The 16,410-nt window shown below is 58.8% G+C and carries 13 protein-coding genes; 5 read left to right on the top strand and 8 right to left on the bottom strand.

The window, feature by feature from the left end; genetic code table 11:
- Window positions 1–11: 11 nt before the first annotated feature.
- The 5 genes from FYJ85_RS02235 to FYJ85_RS02215 form a co-directional block, all read right to left on the bottom strand.
- Window positions 12–1,010 (bottom strand): serine/threonine protein kinase, encoded by a 999-nt coding sequence (locus FYJ85_RS02235; RefSeq protein WP_154416859.1) that lies wholly within the window; start codon window positions 1,008–1,010, stop codon window positions 12–14.
- Window positions 1,007–1,612 carry an HD domain-containing protein gene (locus FYJ85_RS02230; RefSeq protein WP_154416858.1) on the bottom strand — a complete coding sequence of 202 codons (606 nt, stop codon included), beginning with the start codon at window positions 1,610–1,612 and terminating at the stop codon, window positions 1,007–1,009. The genes FYJ85_RS02235 and FYJ85_RS02230 overlap by 4 nt, the downstream gene beginning before the upstream one ends.
- Window positions 1,613–1,687: 75 nt before the next feature.
- Window positions 1,688–4,339: an MGH1-like glycoside hydrolase domain-containing protein gene (locus FYJ85_RS02225; protein ID WP_154416857.1), complete on the bottom strand. Its 2,652-nt coding sequence runs from the start codon at window positions 4,337–4,339 to the stop codon at window positions 1,688–1,690.
- Entirely contained in the window at window positions 4,336–4,890 is a 555-nt protein-coding gene (locus FYJ85_RS02220) for a hypothetical protein (RefSeq protein WP_154416856.1), read from the bottom strand. Before FYJ85_RS02220 ends, FYJ85_RS02225 begins: the two co-directional genes overlap by 4 nt.
- A 21-nt stretch (window positions 4,891–4,911) precedes the next feature.
- Window positions 4,912–6,900 (bottom strand): ribonuclease R family protein, encoded by a 1,989-nt coding sequence (locus FYJ85_RS02215; RefSeq protein WP_206212931.1) that lies wholly within the window; start codon window positions 6,898–6,900, stop codon window positions 4,912–4,914.
- A 200-nt stretch (window positions 6,901–7,100) separates the two neighbouring features.
- Between FYJ85_RS02215 and panB the strand changes: the two genes are divergently transcribed.
- The gene (gene panB / locus FYJ85_RS02210; protein WP_106055026.1) at window positions 7,101–7,889 is read left to right on the top strand and encodes a 3-methyl-2-oxobutanoate hydroxymethyltransferase; all 789 of its coding nucleotides are present in this window, start codon (window positions 7,101–7,103) and stop codon (window positions 7,887–7,889) included.
- 85 nt (window positions 7,890–7,974) lie between these two features.
- Here panB and FYJ85_RS02205 read toward each other — a convergent pair whose 3' ends face one another.
- The 3 genes from FYJ85_RS02205 to FYJ85_RS02195 form a co-directional block, all read right to left on the bottom strand.
- Window positions 7,975–8,859 (bottom strand): LD-carboxypeptidase, encoded by an 885-nt coding sequence (locus FYJ85_RS02205; protein WP_154416854.1) that lies wholly within the window; start codon window positions 8,857–8,859, stop codon window positions 7,975–7,977.
- Window positions 8,860–8,869: 10 nt separating this feature from the next.
- The gene (locus FYJ85_RS02200; RefSeq protein ID WP_106055028.1) at window positions 8,870–9,727 is read right to left on the bottom strand and encodes a helix-turn-helix domain-containing protein; all 858 of its coding nucleotides are present in this window, start codon (window positions 9,725–9,727) and stop codon (window positions 8,870–8,872) included.
- A 63-nt stretch (window positions 9,728–9,790) separates the two neighbouring features.
- Window positions 9,791–10,417, bottom strand: coding sequence for a BamJ family beta-barrel-assembly machinery protein (locus tag FYJ85_RS02195; RefSeq protein ID WP_106055029.1), 627 nt, complete (start codon window positions 10,415–10,417; stop codon window positions 9,791–9,793).
- 351 nt (window positions 10,418–10,768) lie between these two features.
- On the opposite strand from FYJ85_RS02195, the gene FYJ85_RS02190 reads away from it, so the two are divergent.
- The 4 genes from FYJ85_RS02190 to FYJ85_RS02175 are packed head-to-tail and all read left to right on the top strand — an operon-like array spanning window position 10,769 to window position 16,175.
- A complete protein-coding gene (locus tag FYJ85_RS02190; RefSeq protein WP_154416853.1) occupies window positions 10,769–11,494 on the top strand; it encodes a pilus assembly FimT family protein in 726 nt (241 codons plus the stop codon).
- Window positions 11,495–11,514: 20 nt separating this feature from the next.
- Window positions 11,515–12,177, top strand: a complete 663-nt coding sequence (locus FYJ85_RS02185) for a type IV pilus modification PilV family protein (protein WP_206212930.1) — start codon at window positions 11,515–11,517, stop codon at window positions 12,175–12,177.
- 1 nt (window position 12,178) lies between these two features.
- Window positions 12,179–12,973, top strand: coding sequence for a PilW family protein (locus tag FYJ85_RS02180; RefSeq protein ID WP_154416851.1), 795 nt, complete (start codon window positions 12,179–12,181; stop codon window positions 12,971–12,973).
- A 22-nt stretch (window positions 12,974–12,995) separates the two neighbouring features.
- On the top strand, window positions 12,996–16,175 hold the full coding sequence (locus tag FYJ85_RS02175) for a hypothetical protein (RefSeq protein WP_154416850.1): 3,180 nt from the start codon (window positions 12,996–12,998) through the stop codon (window positions 16,173–16,175).
- Window positions 16,176–16,410: the final 235 nt, after the last annotated feature.

Genomic DNA, 16,410 nt, shown 5'->3' with positions numbered 1-16,410 from the left:
GGAAATCCTTCTTATTGCGGGGTTATGACCACGGTACGGTCGCTGTCCCCGATCGTTTCGGGGCCGGCCGGCTCGATTCCGAACCGTCCCGGCATCAGCCGGCGCATATAATCGGCCAGCGTGACGATGGTCGGGCCGTAGCCGTCTTTGTAAATGAAATATTCGAGATCGCGCGCCAGAAGCGCCGTATCGGAATAGCGTTCACCGGGGTCCGTCGCCAGCATGCGGCGGAGCATGTCGGCCACCTCTTCCGGCAGCTCCTCCGGCAGCAGCGTCCAGTCGATGCGGTTTTCGCGCGCCAGAGCCAGCTGCTCGTTCGGCGGCAGCGTCACATCGCGCGCCATTTTGCCCGATACCATATAGAAGAGGACGATTCCGAGCGCATAGAGGTCCGCCCGGAAATCCACCTCCTCGAGCCGCGCCTGCTCCGGCGCCATGAATGCGAGCTTGCCGGAGACATGCCGCTCCGCCGCGGACTTCGAAGTGATCCGCGCAATGCCGAAATCCGTGATTTTCGGCACCCCTTCGGTGTTGATGAGGATGTTGTGCGGGCAGACGTCGCAGTGGACGATCCCGAGCGGTTTGCCGTCCGGACCGCGGCGGCTGTGCGCGTAGGCCAGCCCCCGCGCCACCCGCGCCGCGATGAAGATCGCCAGATCCAGCGGCGTGCGCTTTTTCAGCTTGGCGTGGAAATCGATGAATTCGTAAAGCGATACGCCGTCCACATATTCGATCACGAAATAGTAGACGTCGTTGAAGCGGTCGAGATGGTAGATCTGCACGATATTCTCGTGAATCAGGTTCGCGACGAGCTTCGCCTCGCTGATGAAATTCCGGACATAGGCCTCGCTGTCCGAAAATTTGTTCCGCATCATCTTGATTGCGACGACCTTCTCGAACCCGGCCACGCCGATCTTCCTGGCTTTGAAGACCGTCCCCATGCCGCCCTCGGCGATGAGGTGAATGAGTTCATACCGTTCCCGCCCCTCGAGCACCCGCAGCGTATTCATGCTTTCTCCTCGCGTTCCAGCCGGGCCACCTCGTTGAGGACCCAGGCGCGGTTCCGTTCGAGACCGGCGCCGCGGAGTCTCCGGGCGGCGGCTGTGTAAAATTCCGTTTTCCCGAGAAAGCCGGATTCGAATTGCCAGAATTCCAGATCGGTGAACTGCCGGCCGCAATGGGCCAGCTCGCGCCGCAGCAGGAGCGCGGCGCCGACGAAATCCGCCGTGCCGAGCCGGCCGATGTCGGCATCGCGCATGATCCGCTCCGCCAGCTCCGCCGGTTCCCGCTCGAGGCTGGTGGCCCGGATCAGGCCGGTGACGCGCAGGGTTTCCTCCGGGGTGCAGCCGAGCTGCGGCAGAACTTCCTGCGCCTTGCGCGCCGAGGCCTCTTCGTGGTTTGCGGGATCGATCGCATAACCCGTATCGTGCAGCCAGCCGGCAGCGCGCAGCAGCGACAGCTCAGGCTCCGGCAGCCCGGAGAGGCGCCCGAACTCGGCGGCATCGGCCACAACGTCCCGGACGTGCCCGAGGTGATGGTAGCACCAACGGCGCGGATCGAGGTTCTCCCCGATCCACTTCACCGCCCACTCTTCCACGCGCTTTTCGTCCATTCCGCCGCCTTCCGTTTGATCCTGTGGAATATACACCTTCAGACCCGATAACGCAAGGAGGAATGCGCGATTTCTTCAAGCCTGGCGGAGCACCAGCGCTCCCGAACTGCCGCGCGGAAGATCGAATTCGACCGTGCCCGGAACGCGGCCGCGCACCGGATACTCCCGATTGCCGTACCTTGCGCGCCATTCGCCCGGACCGGTCACGGCGAGGAAGGTCGCATTCCCTTCACCCGGATAACCGCCGATCTCGAGCGACGCGCGCCATTCGTTTTCCCCGGCCGAAAACTCCCGGATGGCGGCTTCGAGGCCGCCCGTCAGCCGCCCCGGCACGAAATACGCCCCGAACCAGGCCAGCACCGGACACGAAAGCGCTGAAAAATGGTGCCAGCCGCCGCCGCGCCCGGCCGCGATCGTGAAGTGCTCGTAGCAGCCGCGTGATTCGGCCGTTTCGCGCTCGTATACGGTGAGCGCGGTCCGGGCGATCCGCCACGCGAAGTCGGCCCGGCCGTCGTCGAGCGCCGCCTTCCAGAAGAACCACTGGTGCGGCATCCAGATCGAACCGTTCCAGTAACCGTCCTGCCGGTAGTACGGCGCGCTGCGGTCGACGGTTGAAATTCCGCAGGGCGTCCAGCAGTGGTCCGGGCTTTCAAGCCGCCGCCAGAGCGCCTCCTTCTGTTCCGGCGTGCAGATGCCGGCCAGCAGCGGCGCGGCGCCGTCGAGCCCGAGATTGAAGTTTGCGCCGCTCTCGTGCCGGAGAATCCCGCACGGCCGGTCTCCGGCGTCGTGCCGGACGTAGCTGAAAACGCCGGCAGCCTCGTCCCACGACTCTTTCTGAAGCAGCCCTTCGAGCATCGCGATATCGGCGTTGTACATGCCGATGTCGTCCTCAATGCCGAGCTCGGCGGCCGTGCCGCGCAGGATCTTCGCGGCGCGGATCACGTGCGAGCTGCCGACGGCCGGAGCCGCGTCGTGCAGCTTGTGCGCGTGGATGTAGAGCTGCGGCGGGTAATCGTCCCAGCCGCCCGAATTATAAAAATAGTCCCAGCTGCGGATCAGCGTATTGCGCCCGCTGCCGCGCATGGTCGAAGAGGGCGCGCGGCCCGCCATGAACCGGTAGTAATGACGGAGTTTCGGGTAGAAGTACTTCGCCAGCTCCCGGTCGCCGGTCCGGTTCATCAGCTCGGCGAACAAATAGAACTGCACCGGAACCGGGGAGCCGTGATGGATGAACGCGCATTCGTCATCCTCCGGACCGGTCAGGTAGGCGTTCAGGTTCTCGACCGCGAGCCGGGTTCCGAGCTCAAGCAGCCCGAGCCCGATGAAGCCGGAGTCCCAGGTGTAGAGGCAGTTCCAGCGCCGCCCCGGCGCATGGTGCCTGACATTCTGCCCCTTGAACCAGGTCGGGAAAACCACGTTGGTCAGCGTGACCGCCGCGAGCCGTTCCCGGCTGAACCGATAGGGCGCGCCGGCTTCGGTCGACTCGGCCCGGAAGCTTCTCCGGCGCGACTCCTCCGCCATTTCCGGAAAGCGCGGCTTGTTCTCCGCCGCTTCGCGCAGGGCCGTTTCAACCTCGCCGCGCGAGCCGGAACAGACCACGGCGTAGACCGTCACCGACTGTCCCGGAGGCGCCACGAGCGGCTGCATGACGGCATCGACCCACTCCTCTTCCCCTTCGCGCAGGGCGCTGCCGCCGAAGAACGGCTGGTGAACCTCGTCGTTGTAAAGCAGGACCTCGTTCATCGACCTTGCGCGGTAGTGGCGCACGAAATCCGAATCGAAGCTCCAGAGGATGCCGTAAACCGGGGCGACCGATTGGTACGAAAGAATCCGGCTGTTCGGGACAGGCCCCGGCGCGATTTCAGGCGTTACGCTCATCTCCGCCGGAACGAAAGCGCTCTCCGCGGCCCGGGCGCCGACGGCGATGCCGTCAATCCGCCACGCGGCGCCGCCGGTTGAAACAAGCTCAAGCTCCCCGGCTTCGACGGCGGGAAGTCCCGCCGTGACCAGCTCCCACTCTCCGGTTCCCGCAATCGCGGCCGCAACGCCGTTGATGAGAAGTTCAGCCGTTTTCCCGGCCGGGACGCGGCAGCGGAGCGCCGCGACGGTCGGTCCGGCGACCGGGGACGGCAGCCGGAAGCGCAGCCGGTCGCCCGCCTCTTCCCCCCACTCGATGCAGCCGCCGCGGACCGTGCCGGATATGCGGAGTTCGCCGCGCCGCAGCCCGTCGTAGACCAGATTGTCCTGCGGACGCATCTTTGCCCGGAGAAGCCCGGCGTGGTCGAGCGAGTCGAGCCAGACTACTCCCTCCGGCAGAACCGGGACGACCCGCTTTTCGGGAGGCGCTTCCAGGCTCGAAAGCAGATGGACGCCGAACGCCGCCGCCAGCTCGGAGTTGTTCACGCAGCGGCATTCGACCAGCCGCACCCGGTCCGTGATCCGCGCGAACCGCACGTCCGCATAAATGCGGTCCTTCGATTCGAGCTGCTGGCGGCAGCTGTAATCCTCGAGATCCGCGGAGACGTCCCACGGCAGATAGCCGGAGGGACGCAGCGCGTCCGGCACCCCGAGCTGCCGCCGGTAAATGGCGGGCGCGACCGTGAAATCGAACCGCATGCCGTTTTCCCGGTCGGCGAGGTGGGAGATTCCGAAATATTTTTTCGAGTAAGGGCCCCACTCCGGCAGAGTGAGGTCGTGAAAGCCGTCAAGCCGGTGCAAATCGTTCATTTTTCTATTTCCGCATCAAACATCTTCTTCAAATTTTCCACGCTGTGCTCCTTCTCCCAGGCGGCGCGGGCGGAGGCGAAAGCGGCGTTGTCCGCCGCCTCCGGCAGCCGCCGGGCGAGCTCGATCCGGGCGAAGCAGCATTCTTCGGTGATCCGGAACTGTTCATCCTCGTCCAGCGCAGCGAGGTTATCCTTCCACACCCGGTAGATTTCGTCCCGGAAGTAAGCGGTGACGACCGCGCGGGTGACGGCGCCGTCCCTTCCGGCCGGCGCATCGAGCGCAAAATCGTCGAGCGCCGCGAGCTGGCTGCGGAGCTCCGCCTCCCATACATCACTCAGCGGCAGTGCTCCGGCTTCATACTTCAGCTCGGCGCTCCGGTACAGGGCCGTCATTTTATCGCGGTACTCCCGCACGGCCGCGCGCAGCTCCGGCGTGACGGCCGCTTTCCCGGCCGCGACCGGCGCCGGGCCGTCCCCCTTCGGCCGCAGCAGCGGGGAGATCAGCACGACGACCGCCAGCGAAATCACGATCGTGATTCCGATATGCTTCATCGAATATCCGTGGCTCATCGGCTACCTCGCGTGTCCGGCCGGCACGAAAAGCGCGGTGCCGCGCGCGAAATCGATATGCGACAGCTGCAGATAGATGAAATCGCCCGGCTTGTAGTTCTTGTGCCCGCGCTCCTGCCGGAAGCCGAATTCGCTGCGGCGGAATTCCCCCGGCAGCCGTTCGCGTTCGACGAAGCCGTACATGCCGAGCGCGCGGATATCGACCTGAATTCCGTTCGCGACGACCTTGACGATCACCCCTTCGTAGAAATTGTCGAGCCCGGCGTCGAGGCGCTCCTCCAGATAACGGAGCTTGAGCCGGTCGTTCGCGGCGAAGTAGGCGGCGTCGTTGTTCTCCTCCTTCATCGAACAGTCGGCCGCCACGCGGGTCATGGTCGCCGCGGTGCGGGTGCGCGTTTTCGTGTCGTAATTCCAGAGCTGCTGATGCACGATGAGGTCCGGGTAACGCCGGATCGGGCTCGTGAAATGGGCGTAACGGGTTTTGCCGAGCCCGAAGTGCAGCGCCGGTTTTTCGAGGTAATACGCGCGCGGCATCGACCGCAGCATCAAACTCAGGATCACCGGCCGGCGCGGATCGTCCGGCAGCCCGGCCAGAAAGGCGTTGCACGCCTTGCGCTCGGTCAGGTCGCCCGGAGTGAGCCCGAAAGAGTCCTCCATGATGCCGGTGAATTCTGCGATTTTCTCGGGGTCCGGCTGCGGGTGGACGCGGTAGATTCCGGCGATTCCCTTTTCGCCGAGTTCGGTGCCGACGGCTGAATTGGCAGCGAGCATGCACTCCTCGACCAGCTGTTCCGACTCGCGCGGCATTTTCGAAACCATGCCGAGGATCTTGTTGTCGGCCTCGCTGCAGAGTACGCGGACTTCGGGAAGGTCGAGTTCGATGAAGCCTTCCGCCGCCTTGCGGTATTTCCGCATGTTCCGGGTTACGTCGAGCATGAGCCGGAGCTCCTTTTTGAGCCCGTCCGACCAGTCGGCCGGTGCTTTGCCGTGATCGAGGAACTCCTGCACCTCTTCATAGTTGAGCCGGTGATCGACTTTGACGACCGTGTGGCAGCGGCGGAACGAGACGACCCGCCCCGTCTCCTTCTCGACCGTCAGGAACACCGAGTGCGCATTGGAGTTCACGCCGGCCTGCAGACTGATCTTCGCGGTCAGCGCCTTCGGCAGCATCGGCAGCGTCCGTCCCGGCAGGTAGCAGCTGAACGAACGCTTTTCGGCCTGCTTGTCGAACTTCGACTTCGGCGCGATGAAGGCGGCCACGTCGGAGATATGCACGCCGATCACGACTTCGGACGGCTTTTCGCCGGGCGCAATCGACAGCGCATCGTCGAAATCCTTCGCGTCGAAGGGGTCGATGGTCAGCGTCAGCGCGCCGGTATGATCTTCGCGCGCAATCTCCCGCGGCTCGATTTTCGCGGCCTCCTCGTCATCCTTCGCGGAGTAAACCGGGGCCAGATCGTATTCCGCCATGACGGCGTCGAGGTCGGCGGCGATGACGCCGGCGCGCCCGAGCACCCTACGGACCGCGCCGCGCCAGACACCGTCCTCATGGCTCAGCAGTTTGACCTTCACCCAGTCGCCCCGTTTGGCGCCGTTCCGGGAACCGGATATCTCGATTTCGTCCGGCATGCGCTTGTTGAGCGGCCGGACCCGGTGCCCGGCCAGCAGTTCCCCGACCAGCTCCTCACGGTTCCGGCCGATTACTTCGATGACTTTCCCGGCCGGCCCCCTGTCGCGGTCGCCGGGGTGGTCGTCGCGCGGCGGCAGAAGCGCGACTTTCACGTCGTCGCCGTCCATCGCGTCTCCGACGAACTGCGGCGGAATGAAGACATCCTCCGGCTTTTCGCCCTGCTCGTTCTCCGGCAGCGTCACAAAACCGAACCCGGAGTGCGTGATCGTGATTTTCCCGTTCACCGTCTCGAGTTTCCGTTCGCGGCGCACCTTCGCCCGCTCGGCAATGCGGTGCAGCCGTTTCTTTTTTTCTTTTTTCATAAAAACCCTCCATAATCCGAATTCATCGGTGCATTCCATTCGTTTTCAACATACCACGCCAAGCTCGAAAGTGCAAAAAAAATTTGAAAAAATCCCGTTAACAACGCATATTAATAAAAAGAAAGCGGTCTGCCGGAAGCGGCAGGCTCCCGGAAAGCGGTCTTTTCAACGAATAATTCCGGGCAAAGAGGAGGTTTTTCATGAGCGTAAACAACAAAGTCACCGTCGGGACGTTCCGCAAACGCAAGGCCGCCGGCGAAAAAATTTCCATGCTGACCGTCTACGACGCCCCGGGTGCGGCCATCTGTCACTCCGCCGGGGTCGATTCGCTGCTGGTCGGCGACTCTCTGGCCATGACCGTGCTCGGCTACAAGAACACGCTCCCGCTCACCATGGAGGAGGCGCTGCACCACGCCAAAGCCGTGCGGCGCGGCGCGCCCGATGCATTCGTGATTTTCGATATGCCGTTCATGAGCTATCAGGCCAGCGATGAAGAGGCGCTCCGCAACGCCGGGCGCGCCCTGAAGGAGGCCGGCGCCGACGCAATCAAGCTCGAAGGCGGCGCGGAGGTTGCTCCGCTGATTGCGAAGCTGGTCGGCAGCGGCATCCCGGTGCTGGCGCATCTCGGGCTGCTGCCGCAGCACATCATGACCGCGGGCGGCTACAAGCTGACCGGCAAGACGCCGGAAGACGCGGCGCGGCTGCTCGAAGACGCCAGGAAAGTCGAGGCCGCCGGCGCTTTTGCCACCGTCCTCGAATGCATGCCGTCCGAAGTCGGCAAAATGATCTCGGAAAATATTTCGATTCCGACCATCGGAATCGGTTCCGGTCCGGACTGCGACGGGCAGGTCCAGGTGTTGAACGACCTGCTCGGATTGTTCGAGGAGTTCACGCCGAAGCACGCGCGCCGCTACGCCGAGCTCGGCCGCCTTTTCCGCGAAGCAGTGACCGCCTATGCCGAGGATGTCCGCACCGCGAAATTCCGCTGAACCCGGCCCGTCCGCACGTTCGTCAGGGCGGCCGCGCCGCTGCAGACTTCCTTGCCCGCTTCGATTGCGGGCGGTGAAGCGGGGGTCAGAGTATCGTGATCCGGCCGTTGTCGATGCTGAGTTCGCGATGGAAGTCGAGCGTGGCCATCGGCAGAATGTGGCCGAACGGGAAGTTGGCGATGACCGGCCCGTTCACCTTTGCCGCAAAGCGGCGGAAGAGCTTTCGAAGCTCCGCTTCATCCGCGCAGTCGGTGAATTGCCCGAAAATCACTCCGGCACAGCATTCGAAGAGGCCGTTCTGTTCGAGCATGGTCAGGCAGCGGTCGAGTTTGTAAGCCGGTTCGTTCAGGTCCTCGAGGATCAGGATTCGTCCGGCCGCGTCCGGCAGGAACGGCGTTCCGCAGAGCGTTGCGGCGACGGAGAGGTTGCCGACCAGCGGCAAGCCGGAGGCTCTGCCGCTCCTGAGTTCGGTCAGCGAACCGTATTCGCCGGCCGGCGGCAGCTCATACGCGCCGGGCCGGAAGGCGAGGGCGTGAAACTTCGCCGTATAAGGCGACGCGGCGCTTTCCGCCAGCTTGCCGAGCATCGGCCCGGCGATCGGACGCCCGGCGCCGGCTTTCTCCATCGCCCAGTGCAGCGCCGTGATGTCGCTGAATCCCGCCAGCGGCAGTTCCGGGCGGTTTTTCAGCATCCGCCAGTCGAGCAGCGGCAGCAGGTGGGCCGAGCCGAAACCGCCGCGCACGGCCAGCAGCAGGTCGATCTTCGGGTCGAGCCAGAGTTCGGTCAGGTCCGATGCGCGCGCTTCGGCATCGGCGGAAAGGTAGGCTGTGTCGGAGGGGCCGTTCACATGGGCGCCGAACCTCGGCTCCCTGCCGGTCGCGCGCAGATAGGCGACGCCCGTGTCGAATTTATCCGGCCGGAGCTTTCCGGCCGGGGCGATGATGCCGGGAACGTGGAAGATGTCGTACAACTTGATGCCTCTAGTTCGAATTCCGCTGCCGGAACGAGCGCGGCGTGCAGCCGGTTCGTTTCTTGAACAGCCGTGAAAAGTAGTTGCTGTCGTCGAAACCGCATTCGGCGGCGACTTCGGCGATCGGCAGGGACGGCTTCCGCAGAAGCAGCAGTTCAGCTTCGCTGATCCGCAGATCGTTCAGATAATTCATCGGCGACTTGCCGACGGTCCTCCGGAAAGCGCGGTTCAGGGTGGCCGGCGACATGGCGGCCCGCTCCGCAAGCCCGGCGACCGTCATGGTCTCGGTCAGGTGCTGTTCCAGATAGCTGACGACTTCGCTGAGCCGGAAGAGTTCGTCGTTCTCGCGGAACAGCGTCGAGCTGCTGAATACGCGCGCGATGCGTTCGAACAGCCGCATGAAAAGCGCCACGGCGCGGAACCGGTGTCCGGCCTCTTCCGATTCGGTTTCGAACTTCATGCGTTCGACGAGGAGCGTGAGCTCATCCAACTGGCTTTTCCCGAGCCGGAAATGCTTGCGGAAGCCGAACTGGCGACGCAGTTCCGGCTCAAGCTCGAAAAAGGCCCGGTAGCCGGGTTCGTCGGCCAGGTCGAAAAGCGGGAGATTGAGCCGCTCGGGTTCGTACAGGATGTTGAACAGCGAAAAATCGTGCTCGACCTCGTAGCCGTGCGGATTGCCCGGTTTGATCAGGAAGATGTCGCCGGCCGAAAGCGTGTACTCTTCGGCCGGAGTCACATGACGCCCCTCTCCGGCGACGACCAGGACGAGCTCGTGAAAGACATGCTCATGCACGTCGATGGTGCTCTGATGGTCGAAGTGCAGCACCTTGAGCGGAAAGGAATCCGGCTGGAATCGGGAGAGTCGCATGGCGGGTCGGGGGGCGGGCTCCGGAGGGGGGGCGGTCGTCCGCTCCTCCTCCGGCCCGCTCGGTTATTTGACGATGTCGAGCAGTTCGACTTCGAAAATCAGCGCCGCGTTCGGGGGGATCGCCTGGCCGGCTCCCTGGGCGCCGTAAGCGATGGCAGCCGGGATGTAGAGCTTGTATTTGCTGCCGACCGGCATGAGCTGCAGCGCCTCGGTCCATCCGGCGATGACCTGGTTCACGCCGAATTCGGCCGGTTCTCCGCGGTCGATGGAGCTGTCGAACTTCGTGCCGTCGAGCAGGGTGCCGACATAATGGACGCGGACGGTGTCGCTCGCGGAGGGTTTCGGGCCGCTGCCGGCTTTGATTACTTCATACTGAAGTCCGCTCGGCGTGACGGTGACGCCGGCTTTTCCGGCGTTTTCGGCCATGAAGTTCTTCTCGGCGGTCGCGTTTGCGGCGGCGAGCTGCTCCATCTGGCGGCGCCCGGCCTCCTGCATCTTCTGTTGAAGGAGCTGCATCATGGCGACGTATTCCTCCTGGGAGAGCTTCGGGGCTTTGCTGATGAAATCGGCGATGCCTTCCCGTGCGGCGTCGAGGTTGATTTCGAGCGGGGTACGGGTCAGATACTCGCCCATGTTCATGCCCATGGCGTAGCTCATCCGGTCGATTTCGTTCTTGAACTGGTCGCTCATAATACTCCTTAAGTGTTGAATGTGAAAGAGACGTCCGGATACAGTAGTCGCCGGGACGCAGGTTTTCAAGTCGCAATTGCGGAAAAAACGCACGAAGTCGGGGAAAGCTGCCGGTTTCTTCCGGAATCGGGTGTATCTGAGGGAAGGAGAACGCGATCCGTCATTTCTCCGTTACTTCCCCTCATGGGCAGGAATTGAAAAAACGGATAAGTGACGGGAGTTTTTTGAAAAAAGTTCCGGCCGGGAGATTGAAAAATTATCATCACGCTCCTATAGTAGATTCAGCGGACTGGAAATTTTTTCCAATGGAAAGCGATCAGATATGAAGTCAAATGTAGTGGAACAGGAACCATGAACAAAAGAAAACGCCGAAACTTTACGTTGATCGAACTGTTGGCCGTGATGCTGTTGATGGGAGTTTTGATGCTTCTGATGCTGCCGGCTTTCAACAGGATGATCAAAGGCAACAAGGTCGATCAACTGGCTTCGAATTTGAAGTTGGGATTGGAGCAGGCGCAATCCCTCGCCGCCGCTTCTCGGAAGTATGTCGCTTTGATTCTGCCCAGCAATCGCGCCACTTGGAAAAATGACGAGACCAAATGGTTCTGTTACGGCGGGTTCCGTCTGGCTTATGTGGAGCCGACAGGGGGCTCTGACTATACCTTCGTTAAATGGGTTCCGCAGGGAGAATGGAAGAACAGTCCGAACGGTGCGATGCTGGTCTATGCGGATGATTCCAGTCCCGGCGTTGAATCGGGAGGCGGGTGCAAAGGTGTGTTGGGCAAAACGAGCGGTAGCAACAGTGAGTTCGGCAGCGGCATGTTGAATCTGCTGGTTCCGGATACGACTGAGGCGATGCCGACCGGTACGCTCAATCACTGTGCTGTTGTATTTACCCCGTATGGCGGTTTAAAGAATCAAACAATGTATTTTGTTGTTGCGGAAGCACTTGACGCTCCCTCTGATCAGATAGTCTATCCAGTCCGGGAGTCTGGAGCCAAACTGGATGAGAAGCCGACAAACTTTCTGAAGCTGAGGGTTAATCAATTCACAGGGAAAGTGGAGTATATCCAATGAAGAGCGGAGTATATTCAATCATGAAAAAACGTTATGTGAAACACGGCTTCAATATGGTTGAGGTCGCGTTGGCGCTGGCTGTGATCGGCATCGGTATTACCAGTATTATGGTACTGTTTCCGGTCGGTATCAATGCGAACAAGGCGGCGATTGCAGACAACAACACTGCGGATGTGGCGGAATATTTACTCGGGTATGTTCAGATGCGGATCAATGACGACTTCCGCAAACCGTTGAATATGTCTTCCGGTTTGATCGGAGGTTTGAAGGACACTGACAATCGAAACGAAAAGAATATCGATTCCGATTCATTTGAAAGTATCTCCGGTTTCGACAATCTTCTGCTTTCTCCCAGCGGCGATGTATTCCGGTATGAGCAGAAGAGTTTTGTCAACGATGAGGAAGTTGTTGACTTCAGCGCAGAAGCCAGATTATGGGCCGAGGATGTGAAGATCGAGTACCGTGATTGGGCTCAGGCGGGCGCTCCTTATACGCGGGGAACACTTGCTGTTTCAGACAATTATGAGCGCTTGGTCTACCTTGAATTGAGCTGGCCGGCCGATGTTCCGTACAAGAAGGGCAGCGACTACTTGCGAGAAAGGCGCCTGTTTGTTCTGGATATCTTTAATCCGACCTTCCAACTGACTCCCGCAATCAATTCCACTTATAACGGGGTATTTTAATATGAGCAGGAAAAAATTCGGGAAACAGCGTTTTACGTTGATTGAACTGCTGGTTTCCATGGCGGTTTTTGTTATCATGTTGGCGATGATGTTGCAGTTTTTCGTTGGAGCCCAGCGGGTCTGGACCGGAATGGAAAAGCGAAACGACATCTATGCGAATGGACGTGTGGCGATGGATCTTGTGACGAATCTGCTGCAGTCGCAGGTTTCGACGGAGAAGAACTTGCCGTTTGTCATCACTTACGGCGACTATAGTGATGCAGATAACAACCGCAAGAATGATGCCATCTGTTTTTTTACCAAAACTTCATCGAATGTCGGTGGCGGTGACCGGGTGCGCGCCGTTCGATTTTCAATGGACGGTACAGATAATACGCTGATAGTCCGCACTCTATGCAGCAACGATTTAACTAATAAATACGAAAGCTATTTTCGTGCTTTTGGCTCTACGGGCGGATATGCGAGCATGAATGATTCCGCTACGGATCTGGAGAGTACTGTTCGTAGTGTAGATGGTAGTATTGTGGCGGAACGGGTGACTGGATTCACCATTGCCGATCCAGATAATCGGCGTACTTCACCGTCAGTAAATCCTCCGGATACGACGACGGAGAGGGTTCCCAAGTTGGTGGAAGTTAAGCTCTATATGCTAGATCAGAAGAGCTTCGATATCTGGAAGCAGATGCCGGCGAGCAATGCGGATCAAAAAGAGCGCCGGGCTGAATTTTTGCAGCAGAACGAGCGGACTTTTGTCCGGACGGTATTTTTCGATGATATCACTGAAACGGTCAATTAACATTGTCTGGGGATAATTTGCCATGAACAACCAAACCGACAAACGAATCCGGGAGCGTGGAATTGCCCTGCTTTTCGCTTTGGGGATTCTTTCGCTTCTGATGATTCTGGGACTTGCCTTCGTCACCAATTCGGTGATATCCCGGAAAGTGGCTTATAATAACAGTAGCCGGAGCCAGGCGAAAGTGCTGGCGCTCGGCGCGATCAACCGGGTCGCCGGGGCTGTGATGCTGTACCAGTATAATCTTGGTAATTCCAGAAAAACGAATGATGGTTCTACCGGTACCGATGACATCATTGTGTCGGATCTCTCGACAATCGTCAGTCATTACGAAAAGCGCAGTGATGACGATATTAGTATCAAAGATGACACGGAGACCAAATCAAGCATTGCTGATACCCTTGATGTGGAGTTGCCTGCTTATCAGCGGATTCGTTTCGACCATACCCCCGATGCCGATAAAGTACAGGATTCGGACGATCAGTTTTATGCGGATCTGGAAGGCGTTTCCGGGGATGAGAAGCGTAAACCGGATTGGATTTTTGTTGATAACGGCATGAGCGGGGATGACCGGCGGATCATTGGTCGTTATGCATATCGTGTTTTGCCGCCGCGGTCCGACAGCCGTATCAATCTGCATCAGGTGCTGGACATGAAGAATCCAGCGGCGACGGATCCGCTTTATGGTTCGATCGAAGAAGTTCCGCTCGGTAATACGCCGCTGTCGTTCTGGACGACGAAGCCTGAGACAATCATTGGTTCTCTGGCGCCGACTCTCGATATTTTTCGACAAGGCTGGGCGTCGGAGTGGACAACCGAAGAGATGAAAAAAACGAAGTGGCTGAAGCGTTGGTTTGATGACGGAATTTGGCCGGGCGAGATGGAGGTATTCGAATCGGCTGTTGACGGTACTTCCGGGGAACTGGTGCGCAGATATTATCATCGTTTCAATATGAACAGGGATGATTGGGGTGACTTCGAGGGGACTTCCTTGAATGGTGTCGAGCTGAATTCGGATGCGGCAGTGCAGGAGCTGATGAAGGATCCGGTCGAATTCCGTAACAGTACTACGTTCGATGTTACGGACAAGGATGCGGCCTCGCCGCTGACCTCCGGTCTGCGTTTTCTGAATATGATCGGTTCGGACAAGGGGGGGTTTACGACATTAGAATTCCGGCGCAAGCAGATTGCGGCGAATATCATCGATTATTGTGATAAAGATTCGGTCCCGACTTCGGATGTGCCGGCTTCCGAATGGAAGAACAATGTTATCTCCGGAGGCGCTTTCCCGGAATATACTGGCAATGAGAAGACCCCTTATATCAATGAATTTGCCATCGGGTTGGATATCAATCCGACGTTGACGGGTGCCAATGGCAAGGATTTGAAGGTCAACGTCACGATTACCCCGGAGATGATCGGTGAATTGATCAATATTTATGCGAAGACCAGTTCGGACAATTATAAGCTGCTCATTCATCTGAAAGCGATGACAATCAAACTGAAAATCAAGGGCACGGGAAAAGTTAGTTTCAATCCCCCGGCTGGTTCTTCAGCTGACTTTGAAAAGGAGCAGGAGTTCACATTGGCGACTGTTCCGTTTACCGAAGAAATTGAATGTACCTCAACCCTTTGGAAAGACGGTTACCTGATCGCCAGCAAGACTCTGCCGGAATTGAATGCCACATTGGATTTTGCCCAGGTGCTACAGGAGAAAACGGGAGGTGCCGCCATCACCGGAATCACTGATTTTAAGGCCAATTTTGATATTGTCGAGGCTTCTTTTGAGGTCAATGGAATTGTGCTGACTGGTCCGGACGGCGGTTCTACGGGGGAGCTGACCGGTGCCGATTTTGTCCGTTGGAGTGATGTGATCACATTGCCGGCTAAGCAATTATTTACCAAGAAAGTTACGGATGGAGCCATTCCGATGGCGGATGATTCATTTGCGCTCGAACCGGAATTCCGGAAGCTGGTGATTGCTGGCATGCAGGCGAGGGACCCGCGCCAGAATCTGTTTGCGAAGCTCAATCCTGGAAGTCCGAGCGAAAGCGATTGGAGCCCGTTGGCGGACATTAACTGGGTTGAATATGACCTTTCGGTAGTTGCCGGTTCAAATTCACTCGGGTACGATGAGACGAACTTACTGACGATGAATCTTGACTTGACGAAAGTGACATTTGCCGAATCTCTCGATCATGGGTTGGTCAACAAAGAGGCGGATCCGTCCGGTAAAGCGTCCGACGGAGATGCGGAATTGGTGACGGACCCAGCCTGGCGTGATGATGCCAAGTCCACTACGGACTCCAGCGGTAAAGTGATCGGGCATCTCTCCACTGCCTATATTCGGAATAAGCCGATGCTCTCACTTTGGGAACTCGGGGCGATTCACCGGGCGGCGCAGTGGCAGACGATCAACCTGAAGAATGCTGCTAAAGTCGGGAGTGCATCGGCGACGGCGGATGGGGATACGTTCCCGATTGAAGATCATATGGACCCGCAGTGGAATGCGGGTAATAACGTGGCCGGAACCTCGTACTATGATGGTGACGGAGCGATTCTGGATCAAGTCAAGCTTGGCAATAGAGCGCGGTCCTACGGCAAAATCGACTGGAATATGTTGAAAACCGAAGGAAGCGCATTCCCGATAGAGGATAATGCGTATTGGCTTGGCGCCATGCTGCAGGATACAGAGGCGAATTGGCGCGGTGAATATGACTTGACGATTGCAAGTACGCCGTATACAAATCTCATGGATATTCTAAATGCGGTTGGAGGAATGACAGATACACTTCTGGCCAGATCCGAAATTCTCCGACAGACCCGGGTCGGCGGAGGAAAAGTGCTGATTCCGAGTGATGCGGATACGGATCGTGAGAAAGAGGAAGTCGCTGGTAAGGTCATGAATCTGATGAAAGCCGGTCCCGCACCTCTCACGACGTTTCAGGCGGTCATCATTGCTCAGACGATTCAGGATGTGGACGGCCTGGTGTATCGGCTCGATTCGGACGGTAATTTGGTTAAACATGATGCCAAGTATGGCACATTCGATCTGAATTCCTCGAAAGGAATATATTTCGATGATATTACCGGTGAAATGAAGATTCTCGTTACATTTGACCGGAATCCTGCCACCGGTAAGATCAAGGTAAGGAACATTGAGTTTCTTGAATCCAGGAATTACAACGCTGATCTGTTGTAATTGTTTCCGGAAAAAACGGCAGAGCTGAAAGTTCTGCCGTTTTGTGGTGTGCCCGGCAGGGCGCACGACTAACGGGTGAAAGTTCCGAAGCCGCCCAACAGGGAGAAGGCTACAGCGACTGGGTAAGGGTGTCCGCCGCGAGCCGGAATCTGAAGGAAGTCCATAGCAAAGCATTGGCCCGACGAACAGGAAGCCGATAATAGGCATGAGACATGGATGAGATGGCCACAATCAT

The sequence above is a fragment of the Victivallis lenta genome (assembly GCF_009695545.1).
Classification (GTDB): Bacteria; Verrucomicrobiota; Lentisphaeria; order Victivallales; family Victivallaceae; genus Victivallis; species Victivallis lenta.
Note: the sequence above shows the minus strand (reverse complement) of the source record. Positions and strands in the feature narration are given on the sequence as shown.

What these genes read in the sequence shown, in the direction of transcription:
- FYJ85_RS02230 (WP_154416858.1), bottom strand. Translation starts at nt 1,612, where the DNA reads ATGGACGAAAAGCGCGTGGAAGAGTGGGCGGTGAAGTGGATCGGGGAG.
- FYJ85_RS02225 (WP_154416857.1), bottom strand. Translation starts at nt 4,339, where the DNA reads ATGAACGATTTGCACCGGCTTGACGGCTTTCACGACCTCACTCTGCCG.
- FYJ85_RS02220 (WP_154416856.1), bottom strand. Translation starts at nt 4,890, where the DNA reads ATGAAGCATATCGGAATCACGATCGTGATTTCGCTGGCGGTCGTCGTG.
- FYJ85_RS02200 (WP_106055028.1), bottom strand. Translation starts at nt 9,727, where the DNA reads ATGCGACTCTCCCGATTCCAGCCGGATTCCTTTCCGCTCAAGGTGCTG.
- FYJ85_RS02235 (WP_154416859.1), bottom strand. Translation starts at nt 1,010, where the DNA reads ATGAATACGCTGCGGGTGCTCGAGGGGCGGGAACGGTATGAACTCATT.
- panB (WP_106055026.1), top strand. Translation starts at nt 7,101, where the DNA reads ATGAGCGTAAACAACAAAGTCACCGTCGGGACGTTCCGCAAACGCAAG.
- FYJ85_RS02175 (WP_154416850.1), top strand. Translation starts at nt 12,996, where the DNA reads ATGAACAACCAAACCGACAAACGAATCCGGGAGCGTGGAATTGCCCTG.
- FYJ85_RS02195 (WP_106055029.1), bottom strand. Translation starts at nt 10,417, where the DNA reads ATGAGCGACCAGTTCAAGAACGAAATCGACCGGATGAGCTACGCCATG.
- FYJ85_RS02190 (WP_154416853.1), top strand. Translation starts at nt 10,769, where the DNA reads ATGAACAAAAGAAAACGCCGAAACTTTACGTTGATCGAACTGTTGGCC.
- FYJ85_RS02185 (WP_206212930.1), top strand. Translation starts at nt 11,515, where the DNA reads ATGAAAAAACGTTATGTGAAACACGGCTTCAATATGGTTGAGGTCGCG.
- FYJ85_RS02180 (WP_154416851.1), top strand. Translation starts at nt 12,179, where the DNA reads ATGAGCAGGAAAAAATTCGGGAAACAGCGTTTTACGTTGATTGAACTG.
- FYJ85_RS02215 (WP_206212931.1), bottom strand. Translation starts at nt 6,900, where the DNA reads ATGAAAAAAGAAAAAAAGAAACGGCTGCACCGCATTGCCGAGCGGGCG.